At 50.5% G+C, this 13807-nt stretch carries 18 protein-coding genes, 3 tRNA genes, 1 pseudogene and 1 other annotated feature; all 22 genes and pseudogenes read right to left on the reverse strand.

Annotated elements, in window-relative coordinates; all coding sequences use genetic code 11:
• Positions 1–22 precede the first annotated feature (22 nt).
• The 22 genes and pseudogenes from QUF14_RS11405 to QUF14_RS11510 all read right to left on the reverse strand — a co-directional run bounded on the left by QUF14_RS11405 (position 23) and on the right by QUF14_RS11510 (position 13708).
• Positions 23–373, reverse strand: coding sequence for a YdfR family protein (locus QUF14_RS11405; protein ID WP_000193267.1), 351 nt, complete (start codon positions 371–373; stop codon positions 23–25).
• Between the two features lie 4 nt (positions 374–377).
• On the reverse strand, positions 378–593 hold the full coding sequence (locus tag QUF14_RS11410) for a class II holin family protein (RefSeq protein WP_000839572.1): 216 nt from the start codon (positions 591–593) through the stop codon (positions 378–380).
• A 143-nt stretch (positions 594–736) separates the two neighbouring features.
• A protein-coding gene (locus QUF14_RS11415; RefSeq protein WP_371829233.1) for an IS3 family transposase occupies positions 737–1950 on the reverse strand; the annotation gives its coding sequence in 2 pieces (ribosomal slippage) (positions 737–1662 and positions 1662–1950; 1215 coding nt in all).
• Positions 1553–1669 (reverse strand) — a sequence feature (AL1L pseudoknot). Its footprint overlaps the gene before it by 117 nt.
• Positions 1951–2021: 71 nt before the next feature.
• On the reverse strand, positions 2022–2804 hold the full coding sequence (locus tag QUF14_RS11420; protein ID WP_249822551.1) for a DNA-methyltransferase: 783 nt from the start codon (positions 2802–2804) through the stop codon (positions 2022–2024).
• Positions 2805–2858: 54 nt separating this feature from the next.
• On the reverse strand, positions 2859–4430 hold the full coding sequence (locus QUF14_RS11425) for an IS66-like element ISCro1 family transposase (protein ID WP_000381395.1): 1572 nt from the start codon (positions 4428–4430) through the stop codon (positions 2859–2861).
• A 19-nt stretch (positions 4431–4449) separates the two neighbouring features.
• Complete coding sequence (gene tnpB, locus QUF14_RS11430; RefSeq protein ID WP_000624622.1) at positions 4450–4797, reverse strand: IS66 family insertion sequence element accessory protein TnpB; 348 nt, start codon at positions 4795–4797, stop codon at positions 4450–4452.
• The gene (gene tnpA / locus QUF14_RS11435) at positions 4797–5474 is read right to left on the reverse strand and encodes an IS66-like element accessory protein TnpA (RefSeq protein WP_100733974.1); all 678 of its coding nucleotides are present in this window, start codon (positions 5472–5474) and stop codon (positions 4797–4799) included. Before tnpA ends, tnpB begins: the two co-directional genes overlap by 1 nt.
• 275 nt (positions 5475–5749) lie before the next feature.
• Positions 5750–5826, reverse strand: a tRNA-Arg gene (locus QUF14_RS11440).
• Positions 5827–5839: 13 nt separating this feature from the next.
• A tRNA-OTHER gene (locus QUF14_RS11445) sits at positions 5840–5920 on the reverse strand.
• Positions 5921–5927: 7 nt separating this feature from the next.
• A tRNA-Ile gene (locus QUF14_RS11450) sits at positions 5928–6003 on the reverse strand.
• Positions 6004–6029: 26 nt separating this feature from the next.
• Positions 6030–6743 carry a helix-turn-helix domain-containing protein gene (locus QUF14_RS11455; protein ID WP_100733572.1) on the reverse strand — a complete coding sequence of 238 codons (714 nt, stop codon included), beginning with the start codon at positions 6741–6743 and terminating at the stop codon, positions 6030–6032.
• 136 nt (positions 6744–6879) lie between these two features.
• On the reverse strand, positions 6880–7077 hold the full coding sequence (locus QUF14_RS11460; RefSeq protein ID WP_000917767.1) for a hypothetical protein: 198 nt from the start codon (positions 7075–7077) through the stop codon (positions 6880–6882).
• A gap of 231 nt (positions 7078–7308) precedes the next feature.
• Positions 7309–7980: a bacteriophage antitermination protein Q gene (locus QUF14_RS11465; RefSeq protein WP_100733571.1), complete on the reverse strand. Its 672-nt coding sequence runs from the start codon at positions 7978–7980 to the stop codon at positions 7309–7311.
• The gene (locus tag QUF14_RS11470) at positions 7977–8336 is read right to left on the reverse strand and encodes a RusA family crossover junction endodeoxyribonuclease (protein WP_100733570.1); all 360 of its coding nucleotides are present in this window, start codon (positions 8334–8336) and stop codon (positions 7977–7979) included. Before QUF14_RS11470 ends, QUF14_RS11465 begins: the two co-directional genes overlap by 4 nt.
• Positions 8336–8593 (reverse strand): hypothetical protein, encoded by a 258-nt coding sequence (locus tag QUF14_RS11475; protein ID WP_001064806.1) that lies wholly within the window; start codon positions 8591–8593, stop codon positions 8336–8338. Before QUF14_RS11475 ends, QUF14_RS11470 begins: the two co-directional genes overlap by 1 nt.
• Positions 8590–8781 (reverse strand): annotated as a pseudogene (locus tag QUF14_RS11480) (replicative DNA helicase); the annotation flags it as partial. The pseudogene QUF14_RS11480 and the gene QUF14_RS11475, both read right to left, overlap by 4 nt.
• A gap of 38 nt (positions 8782–8819) precedes the next feature.
• The gene (locus tag QUF14_RS11485; protein WP_001258395.1) at positions 8820–9680 is read right to left on the reverse strand and encodes a hypothetical protein; all 861 of its coding nucleotides are present in this window, start codon (positions 9678–9680) and stop codon (positions 8820–8822) included.
• Complete coding sequence (locus QUF14_RS11490; protein WP_000844622.1) at positions 9680–10648, reverse strand: toprim domain-containing protein; 969 nt, start codon at positions 10646–10648, stop codon at positions 9680–9682. Before QUF14_RS11490 ends, QUF14_RS11485 begins: the two co-directional genes overlap by 1 nt.
• Before the next feature lies 1 nt (position 10649).
• Positions 10650–12305, reverse strand: coding sequence for a DEAD/DEAH box helicase (locus QUF14_RS11495; RefSeq protein ID WP_100733569.1), 1656 nt, complete (start codon positions 12303–12305; stop codon positions 10650–10652).
• Positions 12305–12898, reverse strand: a complete 594-nt coding sequence (locus QUF14_RS11500; RefSeq protein WP_100733574.1) for an NUMOD4 domain-containing protein — start codon at positions 12896–12898, stop codon at positions 12305–12307. Before QUF14_RS11500 ends, QUF14_RS11495 begins: the two co-directional genes overlap by 1 nt.
• A gap of 279 nt (positions 12899–13177) precedes the next feature.
• The gene (locus QUF14_RS11505) at positions 13178–13462 is read right to left on the reverse strand and encodes a hypothetical protein (RefSeq protein ID WP_100733568.1); all 285 of its coding nucleotides are present in this window, start codon (positions 13460–13462) and stop codon (positions 13178–13180) included.
• A 27-nt stretch (positions 13463–13489) separates the two neighbouring features.
• Complete coding sequence (locus QUF14_RS11510; protein WP_100733567.1) at positions 13490–13708, reverse strand: Cro/CI family transcriptional regulator; 219 nt, start codon at positions 13706–13708, stop codon at positions 13490–13492.
• Between the last annotated feature and the right edge of the window lie 99 nt (positions 13709–13807).

Consider the following 13807-nt stretch of genomic DNA (forward strand, 5'->3'; position numbering starts at 1 on the left):
TTTATCTGTTCCGGTCAGTGACTTAAGGTTGTGATTCCGGAGGAGTCTTCAGAGAACCAGTAATTCTTCCTGGTAGCTCTCCTTTGTAGGTTATCCACACATTCTGCGCCTCTAAAATTACGGGGCGCTTTTCCGGCGACTGCTCATCCCCTTCACATAACCCGGCAGCAACATCCAGGAAGACCTGTCTGATGCGCCTTCTGGCTGCTGCTTCATAAAACTCCAGCGCGGCACCTTCAACACGGTCCAGCGAGATGTCCAGGTCAAAAATTTCACCGTCAAAGCGTTTTTTGTCCCGTAACGCTAAAGTTACCGTAACTTTATTCTCAAAATTGCGGATCCCTTTCACAATCAGTTCATAGTTTTGAGTCATTGAATTACTCTCCCCGTGCAGCCTTACGCTTGTCTTCTCTGATTTTGAAGTACAGATTTGTCAGATAAGTCAGGAAGCCCAGAACCAGACTCCCCAGTACACCAATCGCAGCCCACTGTGACGGACTGACCTGATCAAGCCACTGTAAAAACCAGTAGCCAGCACTGCCTGCGGAGGTGCCGTAGGCAATGCCCGTTGAAATTTTGTCCATGGATTTCATAACCCCCACCTCGCAGATGCGGGCGTTGTGTAATGGAAACAAAAAAGGCCACCAGCGGCCCGTAAAAACAACACCCAATCAAAGGTACCCGCAGATGCCTTTGAACCGCCCCGGGTTTCCTGGAGAGTGTTTTATCTGTGAACTCAGGCTGCCAGATCATTGTTTCCGATGGAAGCATAATAAGCTTTTTCTGCTTCTGCCGGAGGAGTATGGCCCAGCCTTCCCAGCAATCGTCGATTGTTATACCAGTCCACCCACGTTAGTGTGGCCAGTTCCACTTCTGCACGGTTTTTCCAGCTCTTACGGTGTATTACCTCCGCTTTGTAAAGACCATTGATGCTCTCAGCCATCGCGTTGTCATACGAGTCGCCTGTACTCCCTGTTGATGCCAGTAATCCGGCTTCTTTTAGTCGCTCCGTATAGGCCAGTGACACATACTGAGAGCCTTTATCGCTGTGATGGATGGTGCCAGACGGACGACGGGCCCACAACGCCTGCTCCAGCGCATCCAGCACGAATGTCGTTTCCATAGACGATGAGACCCGCCACCCCACGATGTATCCGGCAAACACATCAATGATAAACGCCACATAGACGAAGCCCTGCCATGTGCTGACGTAAGTAAAATCAGCCACCCACAGCTGGTCAGGACGTTCTGCCACGAACTGACGGTTTACGCGGTCACCTGTGGCAACGGTTTTCCGGCTGACGGTAGTGCGGACCTTTTTACCCCGGAGAACACCGGCAAGTCCCATAACCGCCATGAGGCGCGCCACTGTACATCTGGCCACCCTGATTCCTTCCCGTAACAACTGACGCCAGACTTTACGCACACCGTACACCTGATGATTTTCATCGTATACGCGCTGTATCTCTCTCTTCAGCCAGTCATCGTGCTGCGCACGGGCACTGCGTTTATCCGGATGATGTCGCTGTTGCTGACAATGGTAATACGTTGACGGGGCAATATGCAGTTCGCTGCATACCGGTCCGACCCCGTACTGCTCACGCAGCTTATCCAGCAGTGGCATCATTTTTTCCAGAGGCGGTCGAACTCCGCCTTCGCAAAATAAGCGGAAGCCTGGCGAAGGATATCGTTACTGCGGCGCAGTTCACGATTTTCACGTTCCAGCTCTTTCAGACGCTGACGTTCAGCGCTGGTGAGCCCACCATCACCGCCCCCGGTATCCCGCTCATGCTGGCGAACCCAGACACGCAGAGTCTCCGGCGTACAGCCAATCTTTGGGGCAATGGAACAAATTGCCGCCCACTGTGAGTCATATTCATCCTGACTTTCCAGAACCATACGAATCGCCCGCTGACGGACTTCGGGGGAAAAACGAGTATTTTTAGTCATCCTGTTTACCTCTTTCTCAGGGAGTTTAGTCTCCAGGATTTCCGGGGCGGTTCAATTTTGCGTGGTGTTATTCAGATTTGTGTAGCTGGGATCGGTGCGCCATCAATTCGTTCAGATGCCACACCAAAATATTGTGGTTCTTTCTCGATACCAATAAACCGCCGGCCAGTATTAACGCAGGCCACACCCGTTGAACCACTCCCCATTGTGAAATCCAGAACGGTGTCACCCGGATTGCTGTAGGTCTGAATCAGGTCCTCCAGTAACGCTACCGGCTTTTGTGTCGGGTGATATCGTTCGCGCTCCCGGTCGTACTCCAGCACGTTCGGTTTATATTTCTGACCCGGTGGCAGATTAAATACTCTGCCAGCAATCCGGCGGTGTATATTCAACATCTCGTCATACGTGAGAAACCCCGCCATTCGCTCTATATCAAATCGGGATACGAGCTCACTGTATGTGCTGCGCGTACACAATCCAAATTGCAGGGTGTCATACTGGAAAAAATGCTCCGCACGACGATGACCGAGAACTTTATTAACGGCCTTACCGGATTTAAGCCCCGTGAACTCCAGGACCCTACGGCTGTACTCCCTGAGGGAGTGTGTTTTTTCAGAATCGTATTTTTTGAAAAATACCAACACGTCCTCAAACAACGATACCGGAGCCTTACGGACACTCAGTGGATTAGCAAAATGCTCTTTTTTCCACACAAGCCGGTACGAAAAAGGCAGGTTCCCGTGTGCACTGGTTATCAGTTGACTTGTGTACAGCTCCTGAGCGAACAGTACCAGCGCACCATTCACCCGCAATACACGCTCACACAAAGAAAACAACTTCTCCGGTAAAATCACATCGTCCCAGGTTGTCGTCTCTCCGTAAGCGACTCGTCAGAACCGTATTGATATTTACTGAGAGCTCAGATCAACTTTCCAGGGCAACAGATCGCGTACCCGGTTTGCCGGCCAGTCCTGGATATGTTCAATGACGTAACGCAGCCACTTTTCTGGCTCCACATTGTTCAGACGGCATGTGCCGATCAGCGAGTACAACACCGCCGCATGTTCACCACCGCTGTCGGAACCCGCGAACATCCAGTTTTTCCGGCCTACGGCCACTCCCCGTAAGGCGTTCTCTGCGATGTTGTTGTCGATTTCCACCCAGCCATTACTGCAGTACACGTTCAGTGCATCCCACTGTTTCAGCAGGTATGCGAACGCTTTTGCCGTATCTGAGTGACGCGACAGTGTTTTCATCTGTTGCTGTATCCAGTCATACAGTGACTGCATCAGTGGCGCGGCTCTGGCTTTTCTTGCCGCCAGACGCTGTTCTGCTGAACAGCCCCGGACCTCTGCCTCGATGGCATACAGTTCACCGATACGCTGCAGGGCTTCCGTGGTGATGTAGGTGGGCGCTCTTGCATGCACATCGTGGATTTTTCTCCGGGCATGAGCCATACACGCGGCTTCCGTTATTCTGCCGGATTCGTATAACGCCCGGTAACCACCGTAAGCATCGGCCTGAAGCACACCGCTGTAACCGGCCAGGTGATTTTGTGGATGGATACCTTTCCGGTCCGGACTGTACGCGAACCAGACCGCCGGGGGCATCTGTGAACCGGCGTTACGGTCATCACGGACGTAGACCCACAGCCGGGCTGTCCGGGTTTTACCGCTGCCCGGCTCCTGGACCGGGACGGGGATATCATCAGCATGGACTTTACCGGGCATCAGCACATACTGGCGCAGGACGTCATACAGCGGCTCCAGCAGTTCAGCAACAGCACCTGTCCAGCGCCCCAGTGTGGCACGGCTCAGCTCCACTCCCTGACGACGGTATATTTCTGACTGGCGGTATAACGGCAGATGGTCTGCATATTTCCCGGTGACAACATGGGCCAGAAGCCCCGCTCCGGCATAACTGCGTGCAATGGGTTTTGAAGGTACTGGTGCCTGCACGATATGGTCGCACCGGCAACAGGCCTGTTTCGGACGTTGTGTTTCGATAACCTTAAAGGCGCTGCTGATAAGCTCCAGTTGCTCTGACACATCACATCCCAGAGAACTGAGTTCACCACCACAGGCAGGACAGCATTCCTCTTCCGGCCGGATAACCCGGGTTTCACGGGGAAGTGAGGCCGGTAACGGTTTACGGGCTGAAGACTGGCGCAGGGCGGATGGCAGTACCGGGTCATATTGCTCACCCAGCGTTTCCGCCATTTCTTCCTGAAGTGCGCTGATTCGCTCCTGTGCTTCCTGTATCTGCCGTTCGGTTTTTGCACGAAGTTTTTCTGAGCTTTTACCGAACTGCATACGTTGCAGTTTCGCAACCAGCGCCTTCAGCCGGTTGATTTCGGAAGCATAAGCCGCCACCCGCTGTGAGAGCAGGCGGTTGTATTCAGCCATCTGGCGGATGGTGTCCTGTTGCGTCTGCAACAGTGCCCGCAGGCGGGCGTTCTCATGAGCAAGTGAGGTGTCCATATCCTCACTTTACAACGGGTTATATGCGGATTCCAGCGCGTTCCGTTCGTTTCGGGTGCTTCCAGTTGATACCTTCAAGAAGCATGGATAACTGAGCCGGAGTAAGGTGCACCTTGCCGTCACGGGTGACTGGCCAGACGAAGCGGCCCCGCTCCAGGCGTTTGGTGAAGAGGCACAGTCCGTCACTGTCAGCCCACAACACTTTTATCTGGTCACCCCGGCGTCCGCGGAAGATGAACAGGTGTCCGGAGAACGGGTCATCCTTCAGGACGTTCTGAACTTTTGATGCCAGGCCGTTAAAGCCATTTCGCATATCGGTGATACCTGCAACCAGCCAGATACGCGAACCTGCAGGGAGAGATATCATCAGTGGCTGCTCCCTTTTATTTCGCGGATAAGTGTCTGTAATAACGCCGGCGTCAGTTTACCTTTAAGCCTGAGAGTTCCGGCCGGCAGAACCAGCTCACAACACAGACTGTCGGACGGTGTATTTATCTGCTCTGGTTCCTGTGCGGGGGCCGGGATTTTATTATCCGGCTCCGGCGTTAACGTCACGGGAAGCAGTGCCGGCATATTTTTTCCGGAAGGCAGCAGGCCACCTTTCCGGTATTGATGGCGCCAGTTGAAGAGCAGGTTATCGTTGATTCCGTTTTCCCGGGCGATCTGCGCCACACAGGCTCCGGGCTGCAGTGACTTCTCCACTAAGGCGATTTTAAACTCATAAGGGAAGTTGGGCCGCCGGGGACGTTTTTTTACCACGGGGGCTTCGGATATAACGGTGCTTTCAGGACGTACGACTGGTACCGTGGAAAATTGTCCGTAAAGGCAGGCATCAAGTTCCTGCTCCGACATGCCTGCGGGCAAAGGCCACGAAAGGCCAGCTCTCCGAAAGCGCACGAACATACTACAAACTGTTGATTTTGGTACACCCAGGCGACGCCCGGCCACAACCCGGGGTAAATGTTCTTCAAAGTGAAGACGTAAAGCTTCAGTGATCCAGGTCCGGTGTTTCATACGATAGTGTCCATTAAAAATGATGGACATTATTTTTGTAGAGCCGGAGGAAACAGACCAGACGGTTTAAATGAGCCGGTTACGTCTCTCCACTCCATGTGCGAAGAGGAAGCCCTTTTATGGTCCCGTATGGCGGGTCGCATAAAACCAGGTCCACGCTGCCTGTCGGTATGTGCGGCATGATATCAAGACAGTCGCCGCAATGAAGCTGAATCATTTCTGTAAGACCCTGTGATTTTTGATATGCGCCGGGCGTGGCGCGGATACAAAAAAGGCCCGCCAAAGCGAGCCGGGAAAAATAAGTCTGGCGCGTTGTACTGGATTCGAACCAGTGACCGATTGCTTAGAAGGCAATTGCTCTGTCCGACTGAGCTAACAACGCATGATGCAGATAATGGACCGCCATCGAGGACTCGAACCCCGCACCAACAACCCTGTTATCGTGTCGTCTGCTCTTCCTGATGAGCTAATGGCGGTACGTTATGGTGGCCCTTGCTGGATTTGAACCAGCGACCTGGCGATTATGAGTCGCTCGCTCTCACCACTGAGCTAAAGGGCCGGGCCGAAAATAATAATCAGATGAAATCAAAAATCAAGCCCTTGCATAGATACATATCTGTCTGGCGGGAAGCCATAATAGCGGTGAAATACAGAGATAAAGTAGGACCTACTTGAATAACCGCATTTTTCTGCTACAGCCTGCCCATATCCATGTCGGGAACATAGCATATTTACAGCAACCCGCATCCGTTCCTCAAGTAACAAACTACTGAACCTGAGACCTTCACCCTTGAGTTTTTTCTTTAACAAACTCTCACTCATATGCAACTGTAGAGCAATCGCACCAAGCGTCCAGCTTGATGATATATCTGTTTGAATAATCGCTCTAACTTTGGTGCTTATACTGGATACACATCCACTTAAAAATAATGACATCCGTTCATCTGATTCAAACAGCGACAGGCAGGCCATCATAAGAAACATATCCGTGGTATCTCCGTAAAATCTCTGGCTGGTAATTAAAGCCGCAGCCAACGCAGGATTGTTGGGTTCCAGGAACAGGTAAAGCGGAATGTCAGTCAGACGAGTCCTCGTCAGCTTATGCTGACTTTCCAGATATTGACTTACTATGGAATGGTTTATATCGACAATTTTAACTTTGCCATAATGCATAAGGAACAGTTCCCTGATGCATTTGGTGGCCAGAACGACTGAGCCGGGCTTAAGTGACAACTTATCCTTTTCAAGAAAAATATTAATTGGGGAGCAAACCATGATAACTGAACAGACAACAGCCATTATAATTTTACTTTAATTAGCAATTGGTTGGCTCAATTATAGCCCCAAAAGGTAAATTCTCATCAACACATAAGAGCATGACTGACAGGTGCCGCTAACACCCACCAGCCGCCCATTACCACAAATTAAAAAACCTTCACTGCGGAAGGCGTCTGTAACAACCGAACTGATAATCTGCCAGACCCGCCATAACAAGCTGGGTCAGTATTAACTGACAGCGTTCGCGTGAAAGGTAAGTATTCTGCGCAATTTCCCCGACGGTCGCCGGTTCGGTGACGCTTAATTCATTAAACACCACTCTGGCGGTTTCGGTCATATCCTGCTGTTTTAGCATGCCTTTTCCCTTTTCTGGTTAACGTGACATACCAATAACTCTTGTCGAAACAGCCAGCAAGCTGAAAGACCAGTATTCGCAACCACCAGCGCGTTTAATGTTCTGTACCATTTTTCAGGCATAAAAAAACCCGCTCAGCGGCGGGCCTTGCTTACTTTGCCATCGCGTAAAAAATCGGCAAAATATCAGATTTATGCGCAAAATACACTTTTCAGTTCGGTTTTGCAATATTTAACCTGGTATTAGATACACCTTTTGTTGTGAACGTAAGTGCATTGCCGATATAAGCGCATCTTTGTCTAGGCCTGTAACACAGTCACGCATAATCTCCCAGCGAGGTCGGTATGTCTCTGTCCATGTGGATTTAGCAACCCCCATCAATTCAGCCAGTTCCTGATATTCATAAGTCTCACTCCCAGCCAGCTCGCTCTTCACATCCTGCACCGCCAGCCAGATTAATTTTTTCAGGCGCTCCCGTGTTTTCTCCGCAATTTTTCTGGTACCAGATTGCGCGTTAAATTCATTCCACGCCCACTGAGTTATCGCAATCTGATGTTCCCAGCAAATGCTGCCACTGTAACACCACAGCAACCAGGCTTTATGGTGTTCCTCAAGAGACAGAACTGCCCGTCGCCATGATGATGTCGAAAACTCAACCTGACTTACCAGAGGAATTGACGCCCCCTTCGCCAGCGATTGTTTCCCCGGGATTGGTGGATTATCCAGCGTTATCATTTTTCCGGTCACTTCATCGCGGTACCGGATTTTTTTACGCCTGTAACGCCCTGTATCAAACATGGCATTCTCCTGCCAGGCTTCAAGCTGACCTTTTGTTGCCCCACTCAAATCGGCGGTGGCGATAATGAGCTGCTCACGCACAAACTGTAAATACTGGTTATTCATGCACGCTCCAGCTCTGTGATTTTTATCCCCAACCGACCACCAGGAACAGGCAGTCCGCGCACAATATTAATTTCATCAAACTGCTCGTCGTCAATGAGAAGCCCCGCATGCGTCAGCGCATCCAGCGGTGCTTTCAGAATGTTGTCCAGGTCACGACGGCGCTTATCCGGTGGCTCTGCAATAATCTTTATCGCCAGCCTTCCGGACAGGTTTAATTTCAGCCGCTGCTGGCGAACAATTAGAGCCACATCACGGCGATAACGCTTTCCGGCTTCCGAGATGAAATACGTATTGCCATGACGTCGCCAGTAAGTATTCACCGTCGGCGGATAAGGTAAAATAAACTCATGGCGCATCAGCGCAGCACCTCCTGCACCATTTTTTCAAACTTTCCAACTTTGGTTTCCAGTTCTGCCACACAATCAACAAGCTCATCCACTGCTTTTTGTGCGCGATGTTTCGCCTGCATCAGTTCCCTGAGCGCCGGCACCATATCCCGACGAATGGCATCTTTTGTTACACCTGTTTTTTCCAGTTGTTCCGCCTGTCGCAACATTTCCTGTGCCTGTTTACGCAATTGTTCAGGGGTAAAAGTCATTGTCTGGTTGTTCAAAAGAAGCGCTCCATCTTACTGCTGTCAGTTCGTTTGTTGCTGTATCTGCGCGGCTGGGATGGCCGCATTGGGGTGGAAAGAACCTGTGCGCTTTCCTGGTCTACGGGCAGAAAATGTCCGTTATAAAAACGCCGGTAAATCGTTCCCAGAGAACCGTTACGTTGTTTCGTTATATTGATTTCCGCGATGCACTGATGGCGGAAGTATTTTAGCGATGCCTCAGGCTTCATTGTTCACACTCCCCAACCAGATTGAGTATGACTGCAGCGCCGTCATCTTTCATGTACTCCCCCTTACCACTAGCCAGGAACCAGCGACACACCTCCACAGCTTCAGCCCGTGTCACCGGTTTGATGGTCATCAGCAATTTTTCAAGGTAGCGCTCGCGGTCATATACCGATTCGTGATGCTCAGAGTAACCAAACTTATCGCCCTGTTCTTTAGTTGCAGTGTGGCGAACACTGTAGAGCCAGTCCCAGTAAACAAACTCACGAACTACGTCTGACAATGTATGAGGCTCTGGCAGTACATCACGATAGCCATCAACATATGCACGACGCTGATCATCAATTTCATTCATACGGATGCCGTCAATTCTGCCCGCTTTCTTCTCGGCTGCAGTCCAGCCCCAGAGATGATCGTCGATAAATTTCTGGGAAGACTTGAGCACTCGCTCGGCTTCCACATCTTCGAGTGCTGCTTCATAGCTACCAAACGTAGCCCTGACTGATGCTGCTTTTTTGATATTCTCCCGGGCAATTCTGATTGCCTGTGCCGGGTTATCCATACCGATGGTACCGAAAGCAATCTGGAAAGGATCGACACCATTCGCCAGCAGATAACGCGAATAGCGTTCCTGGGCCTCTTTTGGGGAAATTTTAATTTTCACCAGCGCAGCCTCAGCAGCATCCAGATGTGCGGGTTCATTCAGACGTATAACCTCCAGCACCCAAAGATAAGCATCAGTCTGCTTATGCCCGGTGATTCTCCGTTGCTCTGGCAGGGGCTTGATGTTTGCGAGGGCGGAGCTGTACGCTGCCGTCGGGATGGTGAATAGTGCTTTATGTTCGTTGTTATCAGTACGCATTACGCAACCGCCTTTTTCTTATGGAAAACCAGCTCTCGAACCAGATCACCGTTCAGGAGCATATTGTTGAAATCATCGTGATCCGGCCAGTACACGCTCACGCGCTGCAGGTCATTCTTTGCCATCAGATTGGCATGAGCACATTCGCAAGCCGCAGCCAGCCCGGTGGCGCTGTTCTCGTCACGGTCGGCAAAAATAATCAGGTGCAGAACACCAGCTGGTACGCGGAACTTTTTCATAAAGCCGCTGTTAATGGTTGCCCAGGTGTTCACGTTATAAATCTGGTGCGCTGACAGCGCTGTTTCGATGCCTTCGGCGATACCCAGAGTGCTAGCAACAGGAAACATGCGGATAGCTACAGAACAAGCGTGATCCAAATAGTTATCTTCCTGCAGGGATTTGAGGCGCTTTGCACTGCTACCGATATCTGCTTTTTTATCACCATCAAGCAGAGTCTGGTGCAGATAGCACAACTCCCCTTTATCGTCCGTAGCAAGTGAATAAAGGGACTGGAACACACTCCCGTTGTGTCTCTGCCTGGCATTGAACCGGATCGCCTCAGCAGGAAGACTGAATATTCCACGAGAATTAAGATACGCTGCGCCGGATGTACCACGCAGTGCCTCCAGTTTTGAAAACTTGCTCAATACCCGTTTGCGTAAGCTGGTGGCGCTGCTGATTACCGGAATTTTAACCCGTTGGTAATCATTACCGATCAGGCGGTCTATTTCGGTACAAATCTCGTTAAATGGCTTCGCCTGTGTCAGGGTGACAAGTTTCATACCATCGCCACTACCACATACACAGATCCACGTTCCTGCACCGTCGCGGTCATCAATTCGGAACTTGCCACGTGCACCGCATACCGGGCATTCACCCTTGAAGTGATTTTTTCCTGTTATCGGCGGCAAGCCGAAGTGCTCTAATATTTCAGGCCAGCGGCCTTTCGCTGCAGCTGCTGTTTTCATCTTACTGACTCAAACTGTTTATATTTTTCTGGAGTTGTTGCTTTGCTTGCATGATGCGCCAGGCCTCAGTGCCTATTGGCATCTCGCTTCGCTCACCTCGTTCCTGAGACAGAGGAACCGTTGCCTGCAATTTTTCTATAGTTCTCTGCGTCCGCTGACGGCCTTTGGCAAACCGAATCAGCTTGTGTTTGATGTAGTTACTTACCTCTGGGCTTATTTCCATCGGGAAACTGCTCAACCCATCAGGCCATTCACCGAATTTCTCCCTGAAAGTGTGAGCACACCATCCATCACTGACTGGACGCCCCAGCGAAGCACGCTGGCGCTGATAAAATTTGATCTGACTCCACCAGGACTGTTTCTCTGCCTTCGTCGACTGATGCTGATTTTTACCCAGCTTATTAAGTTTGCGGCTAGTGTCAGTATCAACGTCTTCACCTCGCAGCGGCTTGTGTCCACATTTCGGGCAAACATAGACGCCAGCTGGCTTCATGTAGTGGCATTGAGGGCATTCATGTGGCAGTTTTTCGGCCCGTTCCTCAACTGCGCGGCGCGCGCTTTCCTCCATACCGTCAGACTTACCGGGAAGATCGTCGTACTCGATTGAATCCGGATAACCCAGACGGTGCACGGTGCCGCTATGATCGAAGATGAGGCAGGACTCTTTACCCGGTGCGGTGCGCAGCCCACGCCCGAGTGCCTGCAACCAGCGAATTTCGCTTTTTGTTGGCCTGGCGTAGATGATGCAACGAACGTCACTATCGAAGCCGGCCACCAGCACGCCCACACTAACGATGATTTTCGTTGCACCAGTTTCAAAGCGGTGAATGATGGTCTGGCGCTCATCTACCGGAGTGTCTGCGGTCATTACCTCAGCGTTAACACCTGCGAGGTTAAACTGGATTGTCAGGTAATTGGCGTGGGCTACGTTGACGCAGAAAGCGATGGTAGGTAGATCCCGACCATTCTCCAGCCAGTTCTGTACGATGTCGCCCACCAGCGTAGATCCGCACATGATTTCAGCCAGCTGCGTTTCGTTGTAATCCCGACCGTACTCAAGCGAAGATGTGGTTTTAACACCTTTCAGATCCGGCTTAGTTGGCGCGTAAAATTCGTATTTACTCAAATCGCCACGCTGGATTAACTCGCCGATTGTGGTCGGCTTAATCAGTCGGTCATAGTATTTGCCCAGGAACGGGGAAAACGGAGTACCCGACAGGCCAATCACCTTTACGCCTTTGCCGCGCAGACGTTCGATATCCTTCAGGATGCGTTTTTTACGCAGGTGCGCTTCGTCGATAATCAACAGATCGATATTTTCAGGAAAAACACGACGAATAAGCGTGTCAGCGCTGGCAATCTGAATTTTCCGGTCCGGATCGTAGTTCGGGTGATCCGCCCAGATATAACCGATTTCATCTCCAGGTAAACCATACTGCACGAACCGATTAGCCGTCTGACCAATCAGGATGGTGTACGGAACACAGAACAGAACGCGCATACCACGGCTGACAAAACCAGCAACTATGAAGGCTGCCAGACCCGTTTTACCGCTACCTGTTGGCGAGTACACCATGAAGGTGTCGTTTGCCTTCCAGTCACGGCGCAACATGTTTAGCGCTCGCTCCTGTGCAAAATTCGGTTCAATATTCAGCATTAAGCTGCCTCCTCATGGTTCAGTGGGAGGCGCTTGAAATAGTGGCCACGATGAGACTTTACTCTTCCAGCAATAACCGCATAAACACTACCGTGATCAAACCCAGCACTAATTAGCGCCTTTTTCCCGCAAAAAGTTTGCTCCTCCCCGGTCGAAAGATTTGTAGCGACAATTAGGCCCTTAAATTGCTTGTTGTCAGCCCCCTGCGATTTATTGAGTCCTGTAAGAATTGAGTGCTGAATATTTTCTTTGTGGCTAACCCACTCCAGATTGGATGCGTGGTTATTTAGTTTGTTGCCGTCTTTGTGATTAACCTCAGTGTGATTGTGTGGGTTGTCGCAAAAAGCCAGCGCTACCAGGCGATGAATGGCAAATGTTTGACGATTTCGTTTGTAGCTCAGGTTAACGGCCTTATATCCATCCCGACGCACCCTCCCTTTGAGGATCACTCCACGGATTTGACGAATAAAAAATTCTGATTCAGCTACACGATTAACACCGCGAATGCGTCCAGCCGAACTAACGAGGTAAGCGTTGCCGTAAGGAGCAACAGGAACCGGAATCCATTTTTCATCAGCAAAATTGTTAACCATAAAATCACCTCCAATCTTTACACCTGGACGTCTAAACATCTGAGCGTCTTCTGGTATTTCCCTATACAGAGATCTACCTAACCTATTTAACTGTCTTCTTGGAAAAGCCTGTTCCAGCGCTTCGCGCTAAAAGATCAACACCGCCCCCTTTCCCCCATAAACATTTAGGGGTGGTGAATACGTCCAGGCATCTAAACACTTAGACGTCCACACATCCAAATTGAGTATTCACCTTCCTGCTATCGCCCGGCACCTTTAAGCCCGGCGACCTACAGATCGTTACTGTGATCCTGCCAGGGGCGGCTGAGTTGTATACCCCTGTAAAGCTCTGCCCTGATTTCTCACAAACAGGCGGAGCCTTGTGTTTGCTTCATGCCTTGCCCTGTTCTCCTTGCGGAATGAAACAGGCTCAGCATCAAAAGTGTTTTCGTATACCTCCGCGTACTTAAGGGCCACTTTCCGTCTCAGTGACGGAGGCAGCCCCTGTAACTGCTGCTGAATCCACTCTTCGTCTGCCTGGCAGTACCTAGATGGCATCTCTGTCTGAACGTAATTCTGGGACATACAAGCCCTTCACCTCCCCCGTGCGCGCTAAGCTTGGATGTGTGCTCCACGCTTGTTTTTGCGCAAACGGTTCTTGTACAGGTTCAGATCGCACTTCAGAGCTCCATCAGTTAGTTTCTCAAGCTCCAGAGCACGCCCTTTCGGTACAATTTCTCCCCATTTGGTAACAGCTACTTGCGATATACCCAAAGCTCGCGCAACCTTTGCTTTAGTTCCAAAAAATGCAACTACGTCTTGTGTTTTCATGATTCCTCCAAATAACTTATGTTTATATTACATCTATAACAACAGTTAGTTCAAGTTAACATATATTAATACCCCAACCAAGTAGAGAGGATCCCCATG

It is taken from the genome of Escherichia sp. HH091_1A (assembly GCF_030295175.1).
GTDB classification, from domain to species: domain Bacteria; phylum Pseudomonadota; class Gammaproteobacteria; order Enterobacterales; family Enterobacteriaceae; genus Escherichia; species Escherichia coli_F.

Coding starts and splice junctions, on each gene's coding strand:
- QUF14_RS11485 (WP_001258395.1), bottom strand. CDS start 9,680: ATGCGTACTGATAACAACGAACATAAAGCACTATTCACCATCCCGACG.
- QUF14_RS11510 (WP_100733567.1), bottom strand. CDS start 13,708: ATGAAAACACAAGACGTAGTTGCATTTTTTGGAACTAAAGCAAAGGTT.
- QUF14_RS11490 (WP_000844622.1), bottom strand. CDS start 10,648: ATGAAAACAGCAGCTGCAGCGAAAGGCCGCTGGCCTGAAATATTAGAG.
- QUF14_RS11455 (WP_100733572.1), bottom strand. CDS start 6,743: ATGGCTGTTGTCTGTTCAGTTATCATGGTTTGCTCCCCAATTAATATT.
- QUF14_RS11460 (WP_000917767.1), bottom strand. CDS start 7,077: ATGCTAAAACAGCAGGATATGACCGAAACCGCCAGAGTGGTGTTTAAT.
- tnpA (WP_100733974.1), bottom strand. CDS start 5,474: ATGTCCATCATTTTTAATGGACACTATCGTATGAAACACCGGACCTGG.
- QUF14_RS11495 (WP_100733569.1), bottom strand. CDS start 12,305: ATGCTGAATATTGAACCGAATTTTGCACAGGAGCGAGCGCTAAACATG.
- QUF14_RS11410 (WP_000839572.1), bottom strand. CDS start 593: ATGAAATCCATGGACAAAATTTCAACGGGCATTGCCTACGGCACCTCC.
- QUF14_RS11465 (WP_100733571.1), bottom strand. CDS start 7,980: ATGAATAACCAGTATTTACAGTTTGTGCGTGAGCAGCTCATTATCGCC.
- QUF14_RS11500 (WP_100733574.1), bottom strand. CDS start 12,898: ATGGTTAACAATTTTGCTGATGAAAAATGGATTCCGGTTCCTGTTGCT.
- QUF14_RS11405 (WP_000193267.1), bottom strand. CDS start 373: ATGACTCAAAACTATGAACTGATTGTGAAAGGGATCCGCAATTTTGAG.
- QUF14_RS11505 (WP_100733568.1), bottom strand. CDS start 13,462: ATGTCCCAGAATTACGTTCAGACAGAGATGCCATCTAGGTACTGCCAG.
- QUF14_RS11425 (WP_000381395.1), bottom strand. CDS start 4,430: ATGGACACCTCACTTGCTCATGAGAACGCCCGCCTGCGGGCACTGTTG.
- QUF14_RS11470 (WP_100733570.1), bottom strand. CDS start 8,336: ATGCGCCATGAGTTTATTTTACCTTATCCGCCGACGGTGAATACTTAC.
- tnpB (WP_000624622.1), bottom strand. CDS start 4,797: ATGATATCTCTCCCTGCAGGTTCGCGTATCTGGCTGGTTGCAGGTATC.